This window comes from Glutamicibacter sp. NPDC087673 (genome assembly GCF_044743255.1).
Taxonomy (GTDB): Bacteria; Actinomycetota; Actinomycetes; order Actinomycetales; family Micrococcaceae; genus Glutamicibacter.
Genome location: NZ_JBIUWB010000002.1, coordinates 477,538 through 501,437, shown reverse-complemented (window position 1 = coordinate 501,437; position 23,900 = coordinate 477,538). Strand labels below are relative to the sequence as shown.

The window sequence follows — 23,900 nt, the reverse complement described above, 5'->3', positions numbered from 1 at the left end:
AATGATTTTGCATGTCGATGCCTGATTCTGTGCCGGACCTCAACACTGAAGCCCAGAGCTTGAGCCGTACCTACACTTCTGACGTTGCTCAGTTATTGGAAGAATTCCTGGCTGCGAAAAGCGTTGAAGTTGGTCAGATTACTAGCAGCGCCGTCGAAATCGTCAATGCGATCACGTCACTGACCCGTGGCGGCAAGCGGCTTCGCGCCCTGTTCTCTTTCTGGGGTTACCTCGGTGCAGGTGGTCGGCCCGATGAACGCGACATCGTCCAACTCGGGGTGGCCTTGGAACTCTTCCAAGGAGCCGCGCTGATTCATGACGACATCATCGACAATTCCGATACACGACGCGGTCAGCCGAGCGTTCACAAGCGCTTCGAGGCCCAGCACCGAGAACTTGGGCTTGCGGGGAGCGCAGCGAGCTACGGCATGGCCAGCGCAATCCTTACCGGCGACCTATGCCTGTCGTTGAGCGAGGAAGTCTTCTCAGGTATTGCTTCCCTCAACGCTCGGGCGCGTACCATCTTCAATCAGATGCGCACCCAGGTGATGGCCGGGCAGTATCTTGATGTTCTAGAAGAGTCTGAGGGCCCCGCCTACGATCCGAAGGAAGCGGTCAAGCGAGCTCGCACTATCGTGCGCTTCAAGTCAGCCAAATACTCCACTGAAAACCCATTCTTGCTTGGCGGCGCGTTGGCCGGCGCCAGCGAGGCTCTTATGGAGCGCTACTCCGCATTCGCGCTTCCGCTGGGTGAGGCATTCCAGCTACGTGACGATGTTCTGGGCGTGTTTGGCGATCCAGCAGTCACAGGGAAGCCGACCGGCGGCGATTTGCAAGAAGGCAAGCGCACGGAATTGATTGCCCACGCCCTCTTGCTATCAACTTCTGACGAACAGGACTTCATTCAGAGTCGCCTCGGCGCAGTGGATCTCAGCGAAGAAGAAGTGTTGAGACTAAGCGGTATTCTGCGCGATAGCGGCGCCCTGGCGGCCACCGAGCAGAGCATTAGTGAGTTGACCACCCAATCAGATCTCGCCCTGAACGCATTGCACGTCACGCCCCTCGCCTTAGCGGGAATGCAGCAGCTCAGTGATGCAGTGACAAAGAGAAGTAAATAGTGATTCGTTACTAAGACATAACGAAAGGTCTCAACCATCCATGCGATATGGAATACGGTTGAGACCTTTTGTTATTACTGAGGCTAGTTCGTCCGGGCCATTACCAGCCCATGGCCTGCGCCCGCCGACGGATTTCAGTTTTACGTCCGGTGCGCAGAGCATTCATTGGAGTGCCGGGCAGCGATTCATCCTCGGTGAACAGCCAAATAACCGATTCCTCATCGGAGAAGCCGGCATCCAAGAGTACCGAAAGAGTGCCCTTCAGGCTTTCCACCACTACTCCGTCTTGGAGAAAATCTGCAGGGATCGAACGGACATTGCGAGCGCCAATTCTCAACGAAACAATGGCACGCTCATCCAGCAGTCGGTGCACGCGGCGAATATCTACATCTAATTCTTCAGCCACATCGGGCAGGGTCAGCCACTGGCCGACGAGATCTACGGTTTCCTTCACCCCTTAAGGTTCCCACAAATTCCTGATCCGCGCAGAAATTTGGATGAAACTCACCTCAGCAGTTCCCATGAGTCACAGGAGTAGTGTAAATTTTCTTGTATCACTTTGATAACAATTGCATCACAGTCAACATGGGGAACCACTTCCCCTCTGTTACCTGCGGAGCAAAGCCCGTTATTTTCACCGTATAAATGAGGATTGACTCCATGCCCCACGAATCCAAACATGCTTCCAAGCATGCGTTAGGCGTTGTAGCAGGCGCGGCCATTCCCGCTGCGGTCATTGGCAGCCTCGCCTTAGCTCCCGCAGCGCAGGCAGCACCGATGACTGTTCCCAACACCTCAGGAAGCTTTGCCAAGTCGGTAACTCCGGAGACCATTAAGGTCGCTGAAGACCAGATCAAGGCCCACCTGATCGCTTCGCGAGTATCTACGCTGGGATTGCCAGCTAAACGAGATGTTTCCGAAATCAAGATCCCGGCAGGTGCGTCCCTATGGAGCATCGCTCGGGAATATGACACAACCGTGTCAGAGCTGAAGAAGCTCAATAATCTTAAGAATGATTCAATCGTCGCCGGCAAGACACTCAAGGTCTCCGGTCATGCTTCGAAAAACAGCTCCAAGGGCAAGTCTTCGAGCTCGTCATCTTCAAGTACCGCCACTTACACCGTCAAGAACGGTGACACCCTCAGCGGCATTGCGAGCAAGCACGACATGAGCTTGTCTGATCTGTTGAAGAAGAATGACATCTCTGCAAGCAAGGTAATCTTCCCCGGCAATAAGCTGAAGGTCAAGGGTTCGGCGTCGAGCTCCAGCAATACGACGCAGACGAAGAAAACTTCTTCCTCGTCGGGTTCATCAACCTACACTGTGAAGAACGGTGACACCCTCGGAAGCATCGCCATCAAGCACAATATGAGCTTGTCTTCGCTCCTTAGCAAGAACGATATCTCGGCCAGCAAGGTGATCTTCCCTGGCGACAAGATCAAGGTCAAGGGTTCTTCGTCCTCTGGCTCTTCGTCGAAGTCCTCCCAGAAGAAGTCCTCCTCCTCCGGTTCTTCAAGCTACACCGTCAAGTCCGGTGACACGCTCAGCGGCATTGCGGCCAAGCACGGCATGAGCTTGTCCGATCTGTTGAAGACCAATGACATCTCTGCCAGCAAGCCGATCTTCCCAGGCAGCAAGATCAAGGTCTCGGGTGGCACGTCGTCTTCGAGCTCCTCGCCGAAGAGCACTGCTGCGCCCAAGGCCAAGGCCAAGACGTCGACCTACTCCGTGAAGTCCGGCGATACTCTCAGTGGCATCGCGACCAGCCACGACATGAAGCTGGCCACCTTGCTGGATTTGAACCCCGAGTACAGCTCGAGCACGCCATTGAAGATCGGCGCCAAGCTGAAGGTTTCGGGCTCCTCGGTTGCACCGTCGGGTCAGGTCAAGAAGCAGAAGATCGGCAATAGCTTCGCTGGTCGTACCTACGCAGATCACGTTGTGCGGGATGCTAACTCGAACAAGGACTACCTTGACTCGATCAGCGTCCCGAGCCGCGGCGAGATGCAGGACCTGATCCGTTCCACTGCAAAGAGCATGGGCGTTGACCCGGCTCTGGCGTTGGCTCACGCGCACCAGGAGTCTGGCTTCAACATGCGTGCGGTCTCCCCTGCTAACGCCGTTGGCGCCATGCAGGTACTGCCAAGCACCGGTGACTGGATCGCATCGGTCATTGGCCAGGACCTGAACGTCCTGAACCCACGGGATAACGTTGTAGCTGGTGTCGCAGTAATTGCCTACAATTTGGACAACACCGACAACCTGGACAACGCAATCGCATCGTACTACCAGGGCCTGGCCGGTGTTCGTAACAACGGCATGTACGAAGACACCAAGCATTATGTAGCCAGCATCAAGGCTCACATGAAGAATTACCGCTAAATAGCCAAAAGGAGAGGCGCTTCCAACACGGTGTGTTGGAAGTGCCTCTTTTTTTGTTGCAGCTGATCAGACTGCTCCTAGCCTGTACGGTGGTCAAGATCCAATGGCATGTCGATTACCACCTTGGTCCCGCCCTTCTCGCTCTGTACCCAACGGATTTCACCCGATAGTTCGCTGGTAACCAGAGTGCGGACAATTTGCAGCCCAAGTCCCTCGCGGCGTGGCTCTTCTGGCAACCCGTGGCCGTCATCTTCAATGACAACCCGTAGCCAATCCTTGCTATCGGCACCCTTGTAGCGTTCGGCAACTAGCGCGACTTCACCGTTGCGATGCGCTAGTCCATGTTCCACGGCATTAGTCACCAGCTCATTGATCACCAGTGACAACGGTGTCGCCAAATCAGCGTCAAGCATGCCGAATTCGCCTTCACGACGCGTGGAGACCCTTTGCTCCGGAGAAGCGATTTCCACGATCAGACGGAACTGGCGATCCATCAGATCATCAAATTTGACGGTTTCGTTCAGGCCCTTGGACAGGAAGTCGTGGACCGAAGCGATAGTGGAGACTCGTCGCATTGCCTGCTCCAGGCCCTGCTTGCCGTCCTCTGAGCTCATCCTGCGCGATTGCATGCGCAACAGCGCCGCGACAGTCTGCAAGTTGTTCTTCACGCGATGATGGATTTCACGGATCGTAGCGTCCTTGGTGACCAGTTCTTTTTCGCGACGGCGCAGTTCGGACACATCGCGGCACAGCACCAGTGCGCCCCAGCGCTTTGATTCGTTGCGCAGCGGAATGGCACGCAGGGAGAGGGTGACTCCGCGATGTTCCACCTCGGTACGCCATGGCATCTTGCCCTGGAGCACCAGCGGAAGAGTTTCGTCGACTACACGACGGTCGCTGACCAGTGCCATCGTCAGATCAGCCAGTGGCTGGCCCTGGAGGACATCAGCTGCGCCTAATCGGCGGAAAGCTGAAACAGCGTTCGGGCTGGCGAATTCGACGGCTCCATCAACGTTGAGCCGGATGAAACCATCACCGACGCGCGGCGCGCCACGGCGGGAGCCGGTAGGGCTGGCGAAGTCCGGCCACAGCCCTTGGGTACCCATCTGCAACAGGTCATCAGCGCTTTGCCGGTAGACCAATTCCAGATTGCTGGGTGTGCGGGACTGGTTCGGATCGAAGTGGGAAGTGATGACCGCAACCGGTTGGTTCTGGCGCACTAGCGGAATCGCCTGCACCGTGGTCAACCCCATGATGATATCTTTGCCGGCTTGTTCGGCCGAGCGTTGCACTTGCTTGGTTTCCCAAGCGCGGTCCACCATGATGCGCAGATCCTTGCGGATCCGTTCTCCCACGAAGTCGCTATGGAAGGCGGTATGCGAGGTGGAAGGGCGCACGTGTGCCAAAGCCGTATAGGAACCGTCCCCGGTGGGGAACCAGAGCACCAGGTCTGCGAATGCTAGATCCGAGACCAGTTGCCAGTCCCCCACCAGGAGGTGGAGCCAATCCTCATCACCGGGCGCTAGTGCAGCACGTTGACGTAATTCTTCGGTGATGAGGGCCATTGGCGGTATTTACCTTCGGACGATGGAACGCAAGAGTCGAAGTGCCACGGAAAGTGAAGCCATGTCGTCTCGTTCCAGGCTGTTCACTTCCGCGAACATAGTCTTCGCACGATCAAGGTTAGCCGCGTTTGCCTCTTCCCATGCAGCAACACGCTCTGCCGGGTCAGCAATATCGCCGTGGGCATCCAGGATGTTGCCGGTCAGGTCGATGATCGTGGTGTACAGGTCATCGCGCATTGCGGCACGAGCCAGCGCCTGCCAACGATCCGAGCGAGGAAGGTTGGTGATGCGGTTCAGCAGGCTGTCCACATCGAACAAGTCGTAGAGCACGTAGTAGGTTTCTGCGACCTTGACCGGAGCGGTCCCGGTGCGGTGCACATATTCTGCCACGTCCAGCAGCGCGTAGGATTCGAACTGGGTCGCCCACATGCTGGCACGACGCTCCGGGATCCCCTGGTCCATGGCCTCTTCACGCCACTCCTGGAATCTCTGGAGGTCAGTGCCCCGAACCAAGGTTGGCAGCGCCTCACGCAGTTCGGTAACCGTCGCTTCGTAGCGTTTGACCGCTTCGGTGACCAGCAGTTCCTGATCGACGCGGTTGATGAACCAGCGGGTGGCACGGTCCAGCAGGCGGCGCATGTCGTGGTGCTGGCGGCCCCAGTGTTCCAGATCGGTTCCGGCAGGCTGTGCATTGATCGCATCGAACTGGCGGTCGAATCCGTAGATCTCACGCAGCGCGCAGAAGACCTTGGCAATCTGGACTTCGCTGGCACTGGTTTCTTCCATGGCACGGAAGACGTAGGTGATGCCGCCCATGTTCACGATGTCGTTGGCGATCACGGTCGCGATGATTTCTCGGCGCAACGGATGGCTTTCGAGCTGATCCCCGAAACGCTCTACCAACTTGGTTGGGAAGTAGCGGCGCAGGGTCCGGGTGAAGTACGGATCATCGGCGAGATCGGATTCGGTCAGCGCGTTCGCCAGCTGGATCTTCGCGTATGCGGCCAGCACCGAGAGCTCTGGGGTGGTCATCGCCTCGCCAGCGGCGCGGCGCTCTTCCAGCTGATCCGCGTTTGGCAAGAACTCCAAGCCACGGTTCAAGTCAGCATGGGCTTCCAGCCACTGCATCAGGCGCTCGTACGCTGGTGTCCAGGTCAGTGCCGCATGCTTCTCATTGAGCAGCAACACGTTCTGTTCGAAGTTGGTCGTCAGCACCAGATCACCGATGTTATCGGTCATCGAGAGCAGGAACTCCGTGCGTTCAGCCTCGGTGAGATTGCCCGCCTTGATCTGGCGGTCCACGAAGATCTTGATGTTCACTTCGCGGTCAGAAGTGTCCACGCCAGCAGAGTTGTCAATGGCATCGGTGTTCAGCAGGACGCCCTTGCGGGCTGCCTCAATACGGCCCAGCTGGGTCATGCCCAAGTTGCCGCCTTCGCCAACAACTTTCACGCGCAGATCTGCGCCGTCGACGCGGATGGCGTCGTTGGCTCGGTCGCCGACCTGGCCGTGGGTTTCAGCCGCTGACTTCACGTAGGTACCAATACCGCCGTTGTAGAGCAGGTCCACTGGCGCTGAGAGGATGGCCTTGAGCAGTTCGTTAGGGCTCAGCTTGGTGGTGCCGGCGTCCAAGCCCAGGACCTCGCGGACCTCGGCGCTAACCGGCACGGACTTGAGGCTGCGCGAGTACACGCCGCCTCCGGCCGAGAGCAGCTCCTTGTTGTAGTCTGCCCAGCTGGAGCGTGGCAGATCATACAGGCGCTGGCGCTCGTCAAAGGCGACCTGGGGATCCGGGTTCGGATCCAGGAAGATATCACGGTGGTCGAAGGCCGCCACCAGCTTCACGGTGGGGGTACGGCGCAAACCGTTGCCGAACACGTCTCCGGACATATCGCCCACGCCGACGGCGGTGAATTCGTCCTTCTGGGTGTCGATGCCCAACTCGAAGAAGTGGCGCTTCACCGATTCCCAGGCGCCGCGTGCGGTGATGCCCATGCCCTTGTGGTCGTAGCCCACCGAGCCGCCCGAAGCAAAGGCATCGCCCAGCCAGTGGCCCTTGTCGGCCGAGATCGAGTTGGCGATATCGGAGAAGCTCGCGGTGCCCTTGTCGGCAGCGACCACCAGGTAGGAATCATCGCCATCGCGACGAACCACGTTGGCAGGGGCTTCGATGTGCTCACCGTTTTCGTCGGTAACCATGTTGTCGGTCAGCTCCAGCAGGGTGCGAATGAAGACCTTGTACGCGCCCTTGCCTTCTTCCATCCATGCACCGCGGTCGAGAGCTGGATTGGGAAGCTGCTTGGCGTAGAAACCGCCCTTGGCACCAGTTGGCACGATGACGGAGTTCTTGACCATCTGGGCCTTGACCAGACCCAGCACTTCCGTACGGAAATCTTCTCGGCGATCGGACCAGCGCAGGCCACCACGGGCCACGGCGCCGAAGCGGAAGTGGGTACCCTCAACACGCGGCGAGTAGACCCACAGTTCGTGCTTCGGACGCGGGAATGGCGCGAAATCGATCTCTTCCGGGGCCAGCTTGAATGCCAGTGCCTGGTGGGTGGTGAAGTAGTTGGTGCGTTTGGTCGCTTCGATCACCTTCACGAAACGGCGCAGCAAGGTGTCGGCATCCAACGTTGGCACGGATTCCAGCGCTTCGGTGACCTTTGCGTGCGCCTTCTGCCGAGCAGCTTCCGAAGCCACGGAGCTCAGCTGCGGGTCGAATGTGGCCTGGAACAGCTCCACAATGGCGTGGGTGACTGACGGGTTGCCAACCAGGGTGCTGGCGATGAAGCCAGTGGAGTTCGGAACCCCGAGCTGCAGCAGGTAGTGGGCGTAGGCACGAAGCATCGAGACTTCCTCCCACGTGAGTCCCTCGTGCAGCACCAGTGCGTTAAGGCTGTCGGATTCGGCGAGGTTGCGGACCACTGCGCAGTAGGCCTCAGCCAGCTTGGCTTCCACGGCCTGGAAGTTGATCTCCTCATCGATCTTCAGGCCCATGTCGTAGATGTAGCGTTCGCCGATTCCTTCTGGATTCAGCTCGTAGGGGCGTTCATCGACGACTTCCAGACCCAGATGCTGCAGAACTGGCAGTATGCGCGAGAGCAGCAGCGGCTTGGTCACATAGATCTTCATGCGCTTGGAAACAGCAGAATCCTCATCCTGCTTCTCGTCATCGTAGAAGGAGACAACCGGGCCATCGACTTCTGGACTGCTCAACTCGGTGAGCAGGTCAATATCCTTCAGCGCATCTTCGATTTCGAACTGCACCTTGTAGGAAGCCGGGAAAGCTTCGGCCCAAGCGTTGGACAGCGTGTTGGCATCGCCCAGTTCCAGGCGCGCGCGAGCGGTGTCAACGATGGCGTCAGACCAGGAGCGCACGGCCTTGGCAATACGATTCTCCAGTGCCTTGCGGTCAACCACGGGGGCCAGTCCGTGGCGTTGCAGGCGCAGCCGGTAGAACAAGCGAACGAGCGCGCCGGCACCCAGCTGCGCTTCATATTCAACGGATTCTGCGTTGAAGCTGCGCTGCAGCTCCTGCTCCACCCGCAGGCGCACTGCGGTGGAGAAACGATCACGTGGCAGGAACACCATGGCAGTGACGAAGCGGCCGTAGTCGTCCTTGCGAAGGAAGACCGAGGTGCGGCGGCGTTCCTGCAGGCGCAGGATACCGAGGGCAATCTTGGTCAACTCGTCGACGGAGATCTGGAACATCTCATCGCGTGGGTAGCTTTCCAGAATAGTGGTGATGTCCTTGCCCGAGTGGGAATCAGGCGCGAAGCCGGTGCGCTTCAGCACCGCTTCAACCTTTTCGCGTACCAGCGGGACGGTCTTCACGCTCGAGGTGTAAACACTGGAGGAGAAGAGGCCGATGAAACGGCGTTCGCCGTTGACTTCGCCATTGGCATCGAAGCTCTTGACTCCGACATAGTCCAGGTACACGCCACGGTGAACGGTGGAACGGGAGTTCGCCTTGGTCACGATCAGCGCACGCTTGTCGCGAGCGGTGATGCGGCCGCGCTTGGTCAGGTGCTGTGGACCTTGGTCCGCCAGATCGCGCATCAGTCCCAAGCCGCTGCCTGGGCGGGCGACCAGGACGTCTTCGCCGTTGATGGTTTCCAGCGAGTAGTCGCGGTAGCCCAGGAACGTGAACTTTCCGTCAGCTAACCAGTCCAGCAGCTCCGATGCCTGCTGCACCTCGGCGATTTCCTCAGCCTTCGGAGTCTGCGGAAGGCTCTGCGCAATATCCTTGGCCCGGTCCAGCATGGCCGGCCAGTCCTTCACTGCAACACGCACATCTGCCAGAACGCTATAGAGGCGCTCAACAAATTCCTTGGCCTGCTCATCGCTGAGCTCGCGAGCGAGCTCGACTGAAATCCACGATTCGATGCGGGTTTCTGCACCGGCCGAAATCAGGGTGCTCAAATCCGAGAGCGCAGCGGTGTCACCGCTGGCAACATGCTGCAGACCAGCATGGCTGATCTTTGAAATTTCGCCGGTCTCGGTCTTGCGGGAGACAACGAACGTCGGATGCACTACCAGCTGAATTGGTGAATTCAGCTGCACTAGTGCGGCAGTTACCGAATCAACAAGGAATGGCATGTCATCGGTGACGATGTGGACCACTGAAATTCCGTTGTTGCGGGTAATGGCGACATTAGCGTTTTCAGCATCACGCTGATACCCGATTTCCAGATGTGCTGCCACGCGAGCTTCGAGTTCGTCTGGCCGGTAGGCCGCCACGTCTTCGGTCGCAATTTGGCCATAGTACTCGCTCACCAATTTCGAGGTGAGTGTCTCATCCATGAATGATTCTGACATGCTGGATTCCGACGAGTTCAAAAGAACGCCTCCAAGAACAAAGTTCGATCAACCCGCGCCTTTGCGGATCTCTAGTTTTACCCACATTACTCGGTTTTCACCTCTGGGGTTCAAGCTTCGGAGCGAAATCGACGACTATTCCATTTCTTGGGTGAATCCGTGGAATTTATGCCGGCCAAAGACCGTATTTCCATACGCAATAGGCACCGAGGTGCGATTTCGAGCAATGGGCTTCCTCCCAGCACTGCCGCGTTGCACGCGGCGTTGTCCTCGGGCAGATACCCTGCGATTTGGTGCGTCGGCCCAAACCGGTCCCACGCTTCAATCAACCTGCGCTTCGGGCTGCGCCCGGTACTGCTGGCTCCCACGCGGTTGAAGACGATTTTCGGATTCAGCCCGGGCAGTGCATCCTCCAATTCGTCGATGGCGCGAAGTGCACGCGGAATTCCCAAGCTGTCGGCACGCACGATCATGAAAAGCTCATCGGAGCACTGGAGCATCTCGACGGTGACAGCGTTTCGCTGTGGTGCTTGGGTATCGAAACTGAGCTGTTCGTCCAATTCAATGTACGGAGCCAAATCCAATACGACCAGGTCGTAGTGAACTTTGAGCAGCATGGCCGCTCGCCGCAGCGCCGAGGCCCGGACCTCGGGCCACCGGCTAGCACGCGGGATTCCGGTCGCCACGCGCATGGTCGCCTCCCCGACCTGGACCAAGGAACATGCAGCGTTGAGTCGGGCAACATCCAACGAGCCGGCGTCGATGGCACGGCACAACTGCGCAATGGATGCCGATTCGTCCATGAGCCCCAATTGAATGGCGATGCTGGCGGCGTAGGTATCTGCGTCCAGAAGCACCACGGTTTTTCCTGCTGCCGCCGTTTCCACCGCATAATTCAGCGCGACGGTACTGCGCCCGGGAGATCCAGGGGCGCTCCAGAAGCTGACGATTCTTCCGTTCCGGCCCGTAGAGTCGTCCTCCGGTTCGGGAACCGCGAGCGTTCCGTCGGTTCCAGAATGATTCAATGACTGAACTACGCCCCTGATGCGTCCTTCCAGCTCGGCCATGCCGGAATCCGCAGGCAGATGAAGCACATCAGGCAATGGCTTCCAGTCTTCGGGCCGGTCAAAGAACAGGACAACCGCTGTCTGGCGCATCAGCAACGCATCAAGTTGTTCCATGGGCGGCACCAGCTGGGCGTCGGCAACGATCAGCACATCAGCCATTCCGGTATCGCAAGCGGCAATGGCTTCGGCTATGCCGGAGCAGACGCGGGTGACCATCAGTTCCCCGCGGTACCCTTCGATTTGCCGGACGATTTTCTCCTGGTCGCCGAGCACTACGACCGAAATACTCATTGTTCGGTCCCGGCCGGGTTGTAGACGACGATAATTCTCGATTCGTTGGCCAGCGCTTGAAGCAGCGGTTCAAGCTGATTCGGTTCCACCAGCAGTTCCAGGTTGGTGCCTTGGGTTCCCACCAGTCCCCCGCCGCTTTCAACGCGTGCGGCGACTTCGACCATGGAGGAGAGCTTTTCCGGGACTCCGTAGGTGCTGCCGCTGGTTTCGCGTTTGGCAATCCATACGTCAACGAAGCTACCGGGGGTAATCGACGAAGAAAGGTCTGCCGGAAGATCGACATTAACCGGCCTGCGCGATCCCACTTCACTGTGCATTATCGAGGTGACTGGAATCAGCTGCCCTTCGCTGATAAAGGTGTTCGCTCGGGCGTCCTGGCCGAGCTGCGCATCTGTGTGCAGGTAGTTCTCGAGAGTTTCACCAAGCTGGACTTCTTGAGTTTTCATGTTCTCGCTGGTCAGCTTTTCTCCGAGGGTGATATTGGTGCTGGCGACATACACCGTGGACGTCTGATGCAATTCGCCGACCAGGTACACGGTTCCCGCGACCGAAGCGACTACGAGCACCGCGCCGAGAGCCAGGCGTGGGTCCTTCCAACTAGGCCGTCGCACACGCGAGGCCGAGGTTGTCCGCGCGTCCTGGGCGATCTGTTCTGTGATCAAGGCTCTGACCTTCCGCCAGCATAGGTGCTTATGGATGGTGAGCCTACGACAACTTGGTCCTGCTGGAAAGACCTTGCGTGCACTTGTGGATCACGAAAGAGTGATCGCTTCGACCCATCCGATGGCATCCAGTGGAATCAGCAGTTGCGTTGAGGCCTGCTGTGCTCTGGCGAATTCATCGCGAGGATGCACCAGAACTATCAAAAAATCCTTGGCTACCTGAGTCAGCGTTCCTTCAGCCATGGAGCTGCCCGCACGGCCAAAAACATGGCATCGTGCGCGGTCCCGGAGCAATCCCCGAAGAACCGAGGAAAACTTCACCGAGCGGCCCGGCGCGCGCCGTTCCACCGCAGGTGCGCGCCCCGGCGGAAGGGCGAAGGATTCAATCGCTCCACTGCGGATCACCCATTGGGCCTGCTCTGTTTCCAGGCAGACGTAATCGGTCGCGCAAGGGCCGAGCTTCGCGCGGAGTTCGGTTCCCCCGGCCAGCCGGAGGCTCAATTCGTGTCCGTAGAACCGCATCAGAGCAGGCAGCAGTTCGGCAGTTGCCCGTTCAACCCTGATATTTTCGGCAATTTCTTCACGCAACTGCGCCCGGCTCTGTTCTGCTAGCTGAGCCTCCAAGTCGTCGAAGAGTGAATCCCACCGCATGCGCCCACTGTACGAGAATAAACATTTTTGCGTAACCCTATTCACAAAACGATCTCTAAGTGTAACTATGAACATCAAACAACATCAAATGACATCAAAATTCATTCAAGGAAGTGATTCGGGTGTCTCGCCAACGGCAAATATTCGTGCTGCTGCTCTTTTCGGCAGCGTCATTGGTCATTATCAATGTGGGAATCCAGTGGATATCTGATTACTTCCGGTCCCCAGTCGATGGGCGCGCCACAGCGGACCACATAAGGCTTCTCGTCAGCCTTTCGTTCCTGGCGTTGCTTACGCTGTACTTGCTGCGCGTGGCCTTGGCCCAGATGATCCGCTGGGCCTTCACCCACCGCAAGCCGAAGCTAGCGCGGTTCTTCGAACGAATCGCCCCCGCACTGAGCAGGAGAATTCTAGGCTCAATGCTTGGAACCTCGATTGCCCTCTCTTCAGTCGCTGCAGCCTACGCGGGTGTACCACTGGCGGTTTCCCTGGCACAGGTCCCGGCGGAAAACGCCAGCCAAGAACTAGCCAGCCATGCAGGCCCGCAGCAAAACTCCGTACCGAGCCCGCAATGGTTCCCCGAATCCATGAGCGTTCCGCTGAGCCCACTGGTATCCCCCGGGGCCAGGAATCCAGGCCAACGTTCGGTGCAACGCACAGAAGTTGTCGTCGCTGAAGGGCAGAATCTGTGGACCATAGCGGCAGATCATCTAGGTGCCCAGGCCACCGTGGAAGAAATTTCTGCCTATTGGCCAAAGATCTATCAACGCAACAAGAAGTCCATCGGCACCGACCCGGACCTGCTGCGAGTTGGAACGGTACTTGAACTACCACCAGCCAGCTAAGCGCATTCAAGAACTTCCCCACGCCCAACTAGGAGTCATCATGAGCACCATCGCCATCAGCCCCCGTAGCGCCAACACAGGCTACTATCAACCGGACATCTACGCAGCCAACCTCCCAGACCCGAACCCGGCTGGCGCCACCTCGGCTGCCGATCCATGCCAGGCTCCGGCTCACCTGCGTCGGGCAATGGACAATATCTTCCATCGCTCTGCTGTCTACCGCAGCGAGCACCGGGCCATCGTTGAGATTTCGCATGCAGTAGCCCGCGCGGTCTTCGAAATCGTGGCTGGGTACCGCACCGTGAATCAGCTGGCATTCGTGATGGAGCCCTCTTGCATTGCCAAGCTCCGGCGCCGGGCCCTCCTGGAGACCCAGTGCTACACGCTCGAGCCGCTGCCGGGCACGGCACACGGGCAGATCATCTCATTGCACCTGGACCGGTGCATATCAGGTTCTTGGGAATGCACCGTCATCTTGGGCTTTAAATACCGCGTCCGTGCCGTGGCTCTGAAAATTGAGCCCTGGCACGGACGGTGGCAGGTGACCGATGTGGAGCTAATCTAGCTGCGCTTGGCCTTCTTGTTCTTCTTTTTGCTCGACGTTGCCTGGGCGCGAGTGGTGCTGGCTTCGCCATCTTCATCCGGGCCGGTGAACTGCAGGTTCTTCGGCTTCGCCGACTCGTCAACCGCTGGCGCGGCAGCTGCTTCAGCTCCGGTGGGGATCTCCAAGTTGAAGAGGGTTCCGATGCTTTCCTCGCGGATGCCTTCCATCATGGTCTGGAACATGGTGTAGCCTTCACGCTGATATTCCACTAGCGGGTCGCGCTGGGCCATGGCACGCAGTCCGATTCCTTCCTTGAGGTAATCCATCTCGTACAGGTGCTCCTGCCACTTGCGACCGATGGTCGAGAGCACTACACGGCGCTCCAGATCGCGCATGGTGGAAGAACCAACAAGCTTTTCCCGCTCTTCGTACTGGTACTGGGCATCCGAGAGGATTTCGCGTTCCAGGAACTGCGCGGAGAGGTGCCCCACTCCGCCGGCCTCTTCGAGAACTTCATCGATGGTGATGCCGATCGGGTACAGCTGCTTGAGGTTGGTCCACAACGACTTGAGCTCCCAATCGTCCGGGTCGCCGACCTGGGTCGCTTCCAGGACCATTGCCTTGACGACATCTTCCAGGAAGTGGCCGACCTTCTCTTCGAGGTCGTCGCCTTCCAGGATGGAACGGCGGTCAGCGTAGATCGCTTCACGCTGGCGGTTCATCACGTCATCGTATTTCAGCACATTCTTGCGCTGCTCGGCGTTGACGCCTTCCACCTGTGCCTGGGCGGACTCAATGGCGCGCGAAACCATCTTGGATTCCAGCGCCACGTCATCTGGCATCGACGGGTTGTTCATGATGCGCTCGGCCATCCCGGAGTTGAACCGGCGCATCAGGTCATCGGTCATCGACAGGTAGAAACGCGATTCGCCCGGGTCGCCCTGGCGGCCGGAGCGACCACGCAGCTGGTTATCGATGCGGCGTGATTCGTGCCGTTCGGTGCCCAGCACGTACAGGCCGCCGAGCGCCGCAACTTCCTTCGATTCGTTGGCGACGGTTTCCTTCGCCTTGTCAAAGACTTCGTCCCAGACCGTGTTGTACTCTTCCGGGTTGTTCTCCGCATCCAGGCCACGGCGCTCCATCTCGGCCACGGCCAGGAACTCAGCGTTGCCGCCGAGCATGATGTCGGTACCGCGGCCGGCCATGTTGGTAGAAACGGTCACCGCGTTCTTGCGGCCGGCCATCGCGACCACGGCAGCTTCGCGAGCGTGCTGCTTGGCGTTGAGCACCTCGTGGCGGATGCCCTTCTTGGAGAGCAGCCGGGAGAGGTATTCGCTCTTTTCCACGCTGGTGGTGCCCACCAGGATCGGCTGGCCCGTCGCATGGCGCTCGGCAATGTCCTCAACCACAGCATTGAACTTGGCGACTTCATTCTTGTAGATGTAGTCCGACTGGTCCATGCGGATTGCTGGCTTATTGGTAGGAATCTCCACCACGCCCAGCTTGTAGGTACCCATGAATTCCGCCGCCTCGGTCTGCGCCGTACCGGTCATGCCCGAAATCTTGGCGTACATGCGGAAGTAGTTCTGCAAGGTCACTGTGGCCAGAGTCTGGTTCTCGGCCTTGATCTCAACGTTTTCCTTGGCCTCGATGGCCTGGTGCATGCCCTCGGAGTAGCGGCGGCCAGCCAGTGCACGGCCAGTATGCTCGTCAACGATCATGACTTCGCCGTTGACAACGACGTAGTCCTTGTCCTTCTTGAACAGTTCCTTGGCCTTGATGGCGCTGTTCAGGAAGCCGATCAGCGGGGTGTTGTTCGCTTCGTAGAGGTTATCGATGCCCAGGTAGTCCTCGACCTTTTCGATGCCCGACTCCAGCACGCCGATGGTGCGCTTCTTTTCGTCGACCTCGTAATCGTCTTCACGCTTCAGTCGCGAGACGATCTTGGAGAATTCGGTGTACCAGCGGTTCACATCGCCCGAAGCCTGTCCGGAGATGATCAGCGGGGTACGCGCCTCATCGATCAGGATCGAGTCGACCTCATCGACGATGACGAAGTTGTGTCCGCGCTGGACCAGCTCGTCCTTGCTCCACGCCATGTTGTCGCGCAGGTAGTCGAATCCGAACTCGTTGTTCGTGCCGTAGGTGATATCGGCTTCATACTGCTTGCGCCGCTCGGCAGGCTTCTGGCTGGAGAGAATGCAGCCGCAGGTCAGACCGAGGAAGCGGAAGACGCGACCCATCAGATCCGACTGGTACTGGGCGAGGAAGTCGTTGGTTGTCACCACGTGCACGCCGTCACCGGTCAACGCGTTCAGGTAAGCCGGTGCGGTAGCGACCAGGGTCTTGCCTTCACCGGTACGCATTTCAGCGATGTTTCCCAGATGCAGGGCAGCACCGCCCATGAGCTGGACGTCGAAGTGGCGCATGCCAAGGACCCGGTCCGAGGCTTCGCGGACCACCGCAAAAGCTTCTGGGAGCAAGTCGTCCAACGTCTCACCGTTAGCCAAACGTTCGCGGAACTTGTCGGTTTCACCCTTGAGCTCTTCGTCCGAAAGTTCGCGAATTTCGACTTCCAACGTATTGATCGTGTCGGCGTACTTACGAAGAGTCTTCAGAATCTTCTTGTCGCCGGTACGCAAAATACGTTCTAGCAATGATGCCACGTGGTAGCTCCCAATATCTCAAGCACAGTAATTTCTGGCGTCTTCAGTCTACGTGAGGAAAACAGCACATCTGGCTATTTCAATCCCATTTGCGCTGTTCTTATAGCGAACAGCGATTTGATCAACAGGCCCTTCACAGCCCGATTTCCACTCGTTCAAGTTCCAGCCAGCGCGCCATGCGATCCAGCTCGGCTCGCAATCCAGCCTCGACACTGGCGTCGACACCCGGCTCGTAATGCACCTGCTTTGCGTGCAGCACCGACCTGGCCCGGTCAGCTTTCAGGTCCACTCGGCCCACGAACTCTTCGCCGAAAAGCATCGGGAAAACGTAGTAGCCGTAGCGGCGCTGATTTGCCGGCACATAGATTTCGATACGGTATTCGAACCCGAAGAACTTCTCCAGCCGGCGGCGGTTGAAAACCATCGAATCAAAAGGTGACAGCAAACGCAGGTCAGGATCGATCCTGCGCGGAATCTTGGTGCCGGCCTGCAAATAGCAAGGCTCGGCAATGCCGGCAACCTGTACTTCTTCGATGAGACCTGCACGTGCTTGCTGGGCGAGCTCTTCTTTGGCCGCGCGCACCGGAAGACGGAAATACTCTGCGACGCAGTGAGCGGTGGCGATGCCAAGGGCATCCATGGCCCGGACAACCAGCCGGGCGAGGGCCTCGTGCCGCTGCGCCGCATCGAGTTGCTGTTGCGTGCCCACCACATCCGCGGCTAGTGCGTAACGGCGTTCAAACTGGGAGTTGCGTCCCAGCGTCAAGATCTTGGCTTGGGCGAAAAGGGACTCGGTGACGAACTTGGTGTCATTCCAATTCCACCCCCAATGCTTTTTCTCACCGACCGGGGCGACGTCCAAAGCCTGGCTGATTTGCCGGGCGCTGGAGCCTGGATTATTGGACAGGTATTCAAGGACGCGATCCGAGAGGTCATGCTGTTCGGCGGAGAACCCATCTGATTTATCGATCCAGGTTCGGCGCTGCCATACCCGCAGGTCTTGAATGAGTTCCGAGCTGACCACCGAGGCCTCATGGGCCCAATATTCGGTGATAGGGCTGAGCGGTTTGGCCAGAAGCTGGTCCAGCACCTTGGTGTCATAGGCGCCGAGCCGGGCGAACATCGGCATGTAATGGGCCCTGCGAACGACGTTCACCGAGTCAATCTGCAATTGCGCGATACTGCCGATAGCGCTGACGATTTTCCGCGCGGTGACGGGTTGTACTTTCCTGCCCTTGGACAGGCCTTGGGCGGCCAACGCGATTCTTCGTGCCTGCTTGAGGCTGAGAATGCGTTGGCCGCCCACGCTAGTTGTGGCTCCGATGACTAGCCTTCTGTTGCCAAGGCTTTGTCACGGTAGCCGCGAGTTTCCCTGGTGGCTTCTTCATTGAAGTTCAGTGATGGATCCAAGGAGATGACACCGTACTGGTACTGGGTGCGGCCATAGACCACAGCGTGCTCGCCGGTGGCTTCATCGATGAAAAGGTAGAACGGATGGCCGACCAGTTCCATGCGGTCCACTGCGTCATCAACGCTCATCACTTCTGCAGGGAAGGACTTGCGGCGGATGACCACTGGCGAGTACTCGGCGTTGGCCTCGACTTCGGCAGCTTCCGCGGCTTTCTGGGCTTCGATGGTTTCTTCAACCAAAGACTTGCCGCTCGATGCGGTAGGCAGGCCGCCAGTTGCCTGGTGGACAGCCAGCGGGGTGTGGTTGCCGCGATGCACCTTGCGCTTGTCGCGGGCCTTGCGCAGGCGTTCAAGCAGTTTTGCGAACGCGATGTCGAAAGCCGCGAACTTGTCAGCGCCGCGAGCCTCGGCTCGAATTGCTGGGCCACGGCCAACAACGGTCAATTCAACGGACAGTGCAGTGCTCTGATCACGAGCGTGTGCTTCTTTGAGGACCTTGACGTCGATGCGCTGTATTTTGGTGGCCAGCTGGTCAACCTTGGTGATTTTCTCGTCAACATACTCACGGAAACGATCCGAAATGGTGATGTTGCGTCCGCTGTAGTTCAGCTCCATGGTGTCCTCCAATAGGGAGTCGGGTGACACAACAGTCCGAAAGTTCCATCCTTTCGGACTGAAGATGGGCTTTTAGCTGCATCTGTGATGCATCCCATACTTCACCTTATGCCACCGTGGCCAAGATTCAAGTATCCGGGCTCACAATTTCCGATCGCGGTAAGCGTAATTACTGTTCAAGTGCATTATTTGGCGGTCTCGTCAAAGCCAGTACCACCGCGCTGGTGACGTCATATCCTGCCTCATGGCAGGCCATGGCCGCGTGCCGCAACGTAGAACCGGTGGTTAGGACGTCGTCGACCAGGATGACCGGCTGGCCATTGGCGCTGGCACGCTCGGCTACGAAATGGGTCCGGCCGCCGCGCCGGTCTGAACCGCTCTTGGTTTTCTGCGCCCCGCCCAAGGCGGAACCGAGGCGGTAGTGCAGCAGCGTGCGGCACTCTAGATCTGCCGACAGCAGCCCGCGAGCGAAGCCGTGGTCGAGCATCGTCTTCACCGGAGAGTAGCCACGCTGCGCTGTTGCCTTGAGCGAACTGGGCACCGGCACCACCAGGGTAGGAAGATTCGCGCGCTGCGGGATGCATCCGGCGTTCAGCGCGGCAGCAAGATAAGGGGCGAAGAGCGAGACGAGGAAGTAGCGCTGCTTGTTCTTGAATGCCAGCAAAGCCCGAGCCAGCTCCTTGCCGTAAGCGCCGCAGGAACTAACGGCAAGCTGCTGGCCGAGCGCGGGAAGCTCGACATAGAGATGATGCGTGTCCGGCAGGGGCGGCAGGCTCAGTTGGCGTTGGATTTCACTGCGGCATTCGGGGCAAAGCCGAAAATCTGCCCGGGCGCAGACCGCGCAACAGGCCGGAAGCAGGAAGTTCGCGATTTCCCTGGTGCCGAATCCCAGCCAGCGCATGGGCCTGCTGCGGGACAGCTCATCGACGCACCGCAGCCACTCTTCGGGAATTTCCATACGGCCAGACTGGCCGATGAACCGCGTCGATCGGTCTGGTCGCCAACGAGTTGTGGAGCAAGGTCCTGCTTAGCCGGGATAGGCGACGTCCTGGGCAAAATCCTCAAGCTCGTGCCAGGAATTGCCCACGCGGGTATACAGCTTCTCGTTGGTCTCGGCATACACTTCGCGGCGGCTGCCGACACCGGTAGCGATGCCGACCATGCCCAACAGCAGCTGCAGGTGCTCGCTGCCGCCTTCGAAGGTGATCTGGGCCGCTTCAACAGCTTGGTCATCACCGAGCTCGGCAACAATAATGGATCTGTCCGAATCCCATAGCGCGGTATTCACCGGAACTTCTGGATAGATCTTCATTGGCGAATCCGTGAGTCCGCGGGGCACACCTTCAGCATCGCGGATCACGCCGGCGACGTAAACCGACGTGGTCTTGCCGATGGTTGCCACGATCAGCGCCCGCGCGCCGTCACGGGAAATCCGCAAGGAATCGATCTGGGCATCTTCCAGCCAGGCCACATCGATTGGACGGGCTTCACCCTTCATTTCGGTGTCGGCAGGGACCGCCCTGATCGGGGTCGCTGCCCCGTTATCCGCGGTCCAGGTCCAGCCGGCCAGATCCATGGACGGCTGGATGAGCTCCTCGCCCTCCAGCGAAAGGCGCAGGCTGCCCTTGTCGTCAATCCCCCACAGCTGGGTGCGGCGGCCGTTGAGGAAGGCATAGCGATTGCCGACCGGAGACATGGCCGGGTCCCGTGGGTTGTATCCGGAAATATCCGGGACGCCGCCCACCGGAATGATCGAGAGTCCCTTGACGTAGACCAAGTACTGGTCCGAAATGCCGATCAGCGTATCCTGCGTGCTGGGGTTGGACGTAGCCGGCTCGAAGTTAGTGTCTTCGGTCGAAAGGTTGACTTCGTTTTCCTCCCGCAGCAGCTTTACCGAGTCCACCGGAGCTAGGCTGGTCAGCGTGGCTTCCATCTGCTGCTTCATCAGCAAGATGCTCCGGTCGGTAGCATCTGCGAAGGTATTGGAGTTCAAATCGATGGTCGCTTCGCCATCGCGCACCGGCACCGCTGAACGCACCAGTCCGCTGGCCGTCGAGAATGCGGAGACGACAGCATTTTGCAGGTACGGGGCTGGTCCTGCCAACAAGGCTTCCACCATCGACGTGGTGGTGCCCGAACCCGAGGTGAACCACCGTATGTCGGGAACCAAATAGGCGAAGCTCGCATCGTAGAAGTACAGGGTCTGCGCGGCAAAGATCTTGGTGAACGTCGAGGCTTCGAGCATCGTGCCATCCGGGGCTTTGGTAATGCGCCATTCGTCGTCTACCTTGGCGACTTCGATATCCACTGCACGGGTCGAGTGATCCGGGTAGTCGGTGCGCACGCCATGCGCGTCGACTTCACCGGTGATTTCGAGCTGGATGGTGTACTTGTTCGCATCGGCCCCGTTGACCACATTGAAGGCATCGTAGATCAGCGTCTGCGTATCACCGCGCCAGGTGTTGCTCAGCTGCGCGTCCATGAATTCGCGGGAGACAGCATAATCTTCGGATACCGAACGCCCAGCCTCGACGAACCCCTCGACGATGGCCCTGGCATCAGCACCTGCTGCCGGTCCATCGGCCGCATAGCTGTAGCTTTCAGCCCCGCTGGTGTCGGTTCCGGCTTCAATCTGCTGGACGGTGGAAGTTCTGGGAATCGAGGCGCAGCCAGAGATCGCAAGCGCAGCAGCAAGGATGATCGCGAGGCTGGAAAAGAATTTCTTCCGCATCAGCTCTCCCCTTCCTTCTTCTGCTCGTTGCTGCCGAGGTTCGGATTGGTGACATCGTCATCTGGCGAATCCGCATCCAAATCCGGATCAAGAACCAGCGGCGTGTATCCGATCTTTGGCACTTCACCGGTCAGCGGGAAGCTGTCTCCCAAAATCACCGTAGCCAGGCTTTCAGGAACTGGCGGTTCCAGTGGAAGCGGCGACGAAGCTATCTCCAGGTCCTCGCTGCGTGGCAAGGTCAGTCGGAAGACCGAGCCGACCCCCGGCTTGCCCCACGCTTCCAATCGGCCATCGTGCAACCTGGTGTCCTCCATCGAGATCGACAAGCCCAGTCCGGAACCTCCGGTGGTCCGTGCACGGGCCGGATCAGCGCGCCAGAATCGGTCGAAGACGTGGTTGCACGCCTCTTCGGACATGCCGATGCCGTAGTCGCGCACGGTGATCGCCACCGCGCTCTGGTTAGCGCCGATGGTGATATCGATTGGCTTGCTTTCACCGTGCTCCACCGCGTTGAGCACCAGATTGCGGATCACACGCTCGACGCGGCGCGGATCCACTTCTGCGACGCAACCGTCGCTGGGCGCGTTCAGGCGGATGAGCGAACCGTATTCATCAGCCACCGGGGTGGCGATATCGATAACCTTGCGGGCTATGACGTTCAAGTCCGTTGACTCACGGTCAAGCACCGCGACACCGGCATCGAAGCGGGACACTTCCAGCAGGTCATTGAGCAGGTGCTGGAAACGCTCGATCTGGTTGTACATCAGTTCGGCCGACCGCGCGGTAAGCGGATCGAAGTCCTCGCGGGCATCGTGGATCACTTCGGCAGCCATGCGCACGGTGGTCAGCGGGGTGCGCAATTCGTGCGAGACATCGGAAACGAAGCGTTGCTGCATGGCCGAGAGATTATTCAATGCGGTGATCTGCTCTTGCAATGAATGGGCCATGTGGTTGAAGGCCGTCCCCAATCGGGCCACCTCGTCCTTGCCGGCGACCTTCATTCGGCGGTCGAGGTCACCGGAAGCAATCCTCTCCGAAACATACGCGGCATCGGCCACCGGGCGGACCACGGTTCGGGCGACCGACCACGCAACGAAGCCAACCACTGCCAGCAGAATCAGCCCGGTGAAAGCCATCGCACGATTGATGAATTCGAGGGTATCCTGCACGCTGGACAGGTCGTAGACCAGATACAGTCCGTACTCGCGTCCAGGCGGAATCAGTACCTTGGTGCCGACAATGAGACCGGGCTTGGTTGCGGTATCGGCACCCAGCTCGATGGAACGCCAATAGATGCCTTGCTCCCCTGCAACCCGCTCCGCGAGATCGCCAGGGATCACGCGGGTGGTCAGGGAACCGGAAGCCATTGGCCCAACATAAAGGCTTTGGTCACCGGCAATGGGCATCAGCACGAAATCGCGGACTACGGTTGCGCCATCGCCTTCCAGGGAAGCCAAGGTCGAATTCACCAGGGCCTGGGTGGAGGCGCGATCGGTGGTGGAAGCCGATTCGAGAATGGAGCGGGCCTGGACCAGGCCGCGTTCCGATTCCTTGGATATCTGGTTCACGCGCTCTTCGAAAAGCGTGGAGGCGATCTGGTTGGAAAGGAAGGCGCCGGCGGCAACCAAAGCCAGCGCGGTGAAAAGCAGCGTCGAGATGACGGTGCGGAACAGCAGGTGGCGTTGCCAACGCAGCTTGGCGGTGTGCCAGGGACGCTTGATCCACTGCTCGATTTTGCTCCACCGGGCGGGTTTGGACTGCGACTGGGCATGCACATCGACCGGAACCAACTCTGCACCGGTCGACGTGTGCGAACTCAACTTGCCGAACCAGCCTTGTATCCGACACCGCGAACGGTCTCGATAATCTGCGGCTTCTCCGGGTCAATTTCAATCTTCGAGCGCAGGCGCTGCACGTGCACGTTGACCAAGCGGGTATCTGCAGCGTGCCGGTAGCCCCAGACGGCTTCCAGCAGCTGCTCGCGGCTGAAGACCTGCCATGGCTTGCGGGCCATGGTGACCAGGAGGTCGAATTCCAGCGGGGTCAGCGACACGACATCGGTTCCGCGGGTCACTCGGTGCCCGGCCACGTCGATGGTCACTTCGCCAACTTGCAAAGTCTCCGCGGCGTGGGTTTCGCTTGGACGCAAACGGGCTCGCACGCGGGCCACCAGCTCGGCTGGCTTGAAAGGCTTGGGCACGTAGTCATCGGCACCGGATTCCAGCCCGCGGACAACGTCGGCAGTGTCCGACTTGGCGGTGAGCATCACGACGGGAACGTCGGATTCCGCGCGGATCTGCTTGCATACCTCGATGCCGTCAATGCCAGGCAGCATCAGGTCAAGGAGCACCAGGTCGGGGTTCGCTTCACGGAATGCTTCCAGAGCACCGGAACCGTCGTAGCAGAATGAGGCATCGAAGCCGTCATTTTGCAGGACAATGCCAATCATTTCCGACAACGCTTCGTCATCGTCAACGACTAAAATCCGTGCCTTCATCCCATGTCCCCCTGAAACCGTAGGTTTGAGGTTTCAGC

18 protein-coding genes are annotated in these 23,900 nt (G+C 58.9%); 5 read left to right on the top strand and 13 right to left on the bottom strand.

Annotated elements, in window-relative coordinates; all coding sequences use genetic code 11:
- The first annotated feature begins 11 nt into the window (after positions 1-11).
- Positions 12-1,118 carry a polyprenyl synthetase family protein gene (locus tag ACIOTL_RS06745; RefSeq protein WP_400342191.1) on the top strand — a complete coding sequence of 369 codons (1,107 nt, stop codon included), beginning with the start codon at positions 12-14 and terminating at the stop codon, positions 1,116-1,118.
- A gap of 100 nt (positions 1,119-1,218) precedes the next feature.
- On the opposite strand, the gene ACIOTL_RS06740 is transcribed toward ACIOTL_RS06745, so the two are convergent.
- Positions 1,219-1,572, bottom strand: coding sequence for an Rv2175c family DNA-binding protein (locus ACIOTL_RS06740; RefSeq protein WP_105656811.1), 354 nt, complete (start codon positions 1,570-1,572; stop codon positions 1,219-1,221).
- A 206-nt stretch (positions 1,573-1,778) separates the two neighbouring features.
- Between ACIOTL_RS06740 and ACIOTL_RS06735 the strand changes: the two genes are divergently transcribed.
- A complete protein-coding gene (locus ACIOTL_RS06735; protein ID WP_400342190.1) occupies positions 1,779-3,500 on the top strand; it encodes a LysM peptidoglycan-binding domain-containing protein in 1,722 nt (573 codons plus the stop codon).
- Positions 3,501-3,577: 77 nt separating this feature from the next.
- Here the strand turns inward: ACIOTL_RS06735 and ACIOTL_RS06730 are convergent, their stop codons facing one another.
- The 5 genes from ACIOTL_RS06730 to ACIOTL_RS06710 all read right to left on the bottom strand — a co-directional run bounded on the left by ACIOTL_RS06730 (position 3,578) and on the right by ACIOTL_RS06710 (position 12,599).
- Complete coding sequence (locus tag ACIOTL_RS06730) at positions 3,578-5,065, bottom strand: sensor histidine kinase (protein WP_105656813.1); 1,488 nt, start codon at positions 5,063-5,065, stop codon at positions 3,578-3,580.
- 9 nt (positions 5,066-5,074) lie between these two features.
- Positions 5,075-9,868, bottom strand: coding sequence for an NAD-glutamate dehydrogenase (locus tag ACIOTL_RS06725; protein WP_388022488.1), 4,794 nt, complete (start codon positions 9,866-9,868; stop codon positions 5,075-5,077).
- A gap of 125 nt (positions 9,869-9,993) precedes the next feature.
- Complete coding sequence (locus ACIOTL_RS06720; RefSeq protein ID WP_388022491.1) at positions 9,994-11,241, bottom strand: CpaE family protein; 1,248 nt, start codon at positions 11,239-11,241, stop codon at positions 9,994-9,996.
- Entirely contained in the window at positions 11,238-11,903 is a 666-nt protein-coding gene (locus ACIOTL_RS06715) for a flagella basal body P-ring formation protein FlgA (protein WP_166650796.1), read from the bottom strand. The genes ACIOTL_RS06720 and ACIOTL_RS06715 overlap by 4 nt, the downstream gene beginning before the upstream one ends.
- Positions 11,904-11,993: 90 nt before the next feature.
- Positions 11,994-12,599: a hypothetical protein gene (locus tag ACIOTL_RS06710; RefSeq protein ID WP_388022495.1), complete on the bottom strand. Its 606-nt coding sequence runs from the start codon at positions 12,597-12,599 to the stop codon at positions 11,994-11,996.
- 22 nt (positions 12,600-12,621) lie between these two features.
- Between ACIOTL_RS06710 and ACIOTL_RS06705 the strand changes: the two genes are divergently transcribed.
- From ACIOTL_RS06705 to ACIOTL_RS06695, 3 genes are all read left to right on the top strand, one after another.
- Positions 12,622-12,765, top strand: coding sequence for a hypothetical protein (locus ACIOTL_RS06705; protein ID WP_400342189.1), 144 nt, complete (start codon positions 12,622-12,624; stop codon positions 12,763-12,765).
- 76 nt (positions 12,766-12,841) lie between these two features.
- On the top strand, positions 12,842-13,399 hold the full coding sequence (locus tag ACIOTL_RS06700; protein WP_332485967.1) for a hypothetical protein: 558 nt from the start codon (positions 12,842-12,844) through the stop codon (positions 13,397-13,399).
- A gap of 40 nt (positions 13,400-13,439) precedes the next feature.
- A complete protein-coding gene (locus ACIOTL_RS06695) occupies positions 13,440-13,964 on the top strand; it encodes an Rv3235 family protein (protein WP_332485966.1) in 525 nt (174 codons plus the stop codon).
- Here ACIOTL_RS06695 and secA read toward each other — a convergent pair.
- The 7 genes from secA to mtrA form a co-directional block, all read right to left on the bottom strand.
- Entirely contained in the window at positions 13,961-16,609 is a 2,649-nt protein-coding gene (gene secA / locus ACIOTL_RS06690) for a preprotein translocase subunit SecA (protein ID WP_332594663.1), read from the bottom strand. The genes ACIOTL_RS06695 and secA overlap by 4 nt on opposite strands.
- Positions 16,610-16,742: 133 nt before the next feature.
- Positions 16,743-17,915, bottom strand: a complete 1,173-nt coding sequence (locus ACIOTL_RS06685) for a winged helix-turn-helix domain-containing protein (protein WP_388022503.1) — start codon at positions 17,913-17,915, stop codon at positions 16,743-16,745.
- Positions 17,916-17,935: 20 nt separating this feature from the next.
- Positions 17,936-18,634 carry a ribosome hibernation-promoting factor, HPF/YfiA family gene (hpf, locus tag ACIOTL_RS06680; protein WP_400342188.1) on the bottom strand — a complete coding sequence of 233 codons (699 nt, stop codon included), beginning with the start codon at positions 18,632-18,634 and terminating at the stop codon, positions 17,936-17,938.
- A gap of 169 nt (positions 18,635-18,803) precedes the next feature.
- The gene (locus ACIOTL_RS06675; protein ID WP_388022508.1) at positions 18,804-19,592 is read right to left on the bottom strand and encodes a ComF family protein; all 789 of its coding nucleotides are present in this window, start codon (positions 19,590-19,592) and stop codon (positions 18,804-18,806) included.
- A gap of 69 nt (positions 19,593-19,661) precedes the next feature.
- Positions 19,662-21,365 carry an LpqB family beta-propeller domain-containing protein gene (locus ACIOTL_RS06670; RefSeq protein ID WP_105656822.1) on the bottom strand — a complete coding sequence of 568 codons (1,704 nt, stop codon included), beginning with the start codon at positions 21,363-21,365 and terminating at the stop codon, positions 19,662-19,664.
- On the bottom strand, positions 21,365-23,185 hold the full coding sequence (mtrB, locus tag ACIOTL_RS06665; RefSeq protein ID WP_332498149.1) for an MtrAB system histidine kinase MtrB: 1,821 nt from the start codon (positions 23,183-23,185) through the stop codon (positions 21,365-21,367). Before mtrB ends, ACIOTL_RS06670 begins: the two co-directional genes overlap by 1 nt.
- A complete protein-coding gene (mtrA, locus tag ACIOTL_RS06660; RefSeq protein WP_105656824.1) occupies positions 23,182-23,862 on the bottom strand; it encodes an MtrAB system response regulator MtrA in 681 nt (226 codons plus the stop codon). Before mtrA ends, mtrB begins: the two co-directional genes overlap by 4 nt.
- Between the last annotated feature and the right edge of the window lie 38 nt (positions 23,863-23,900).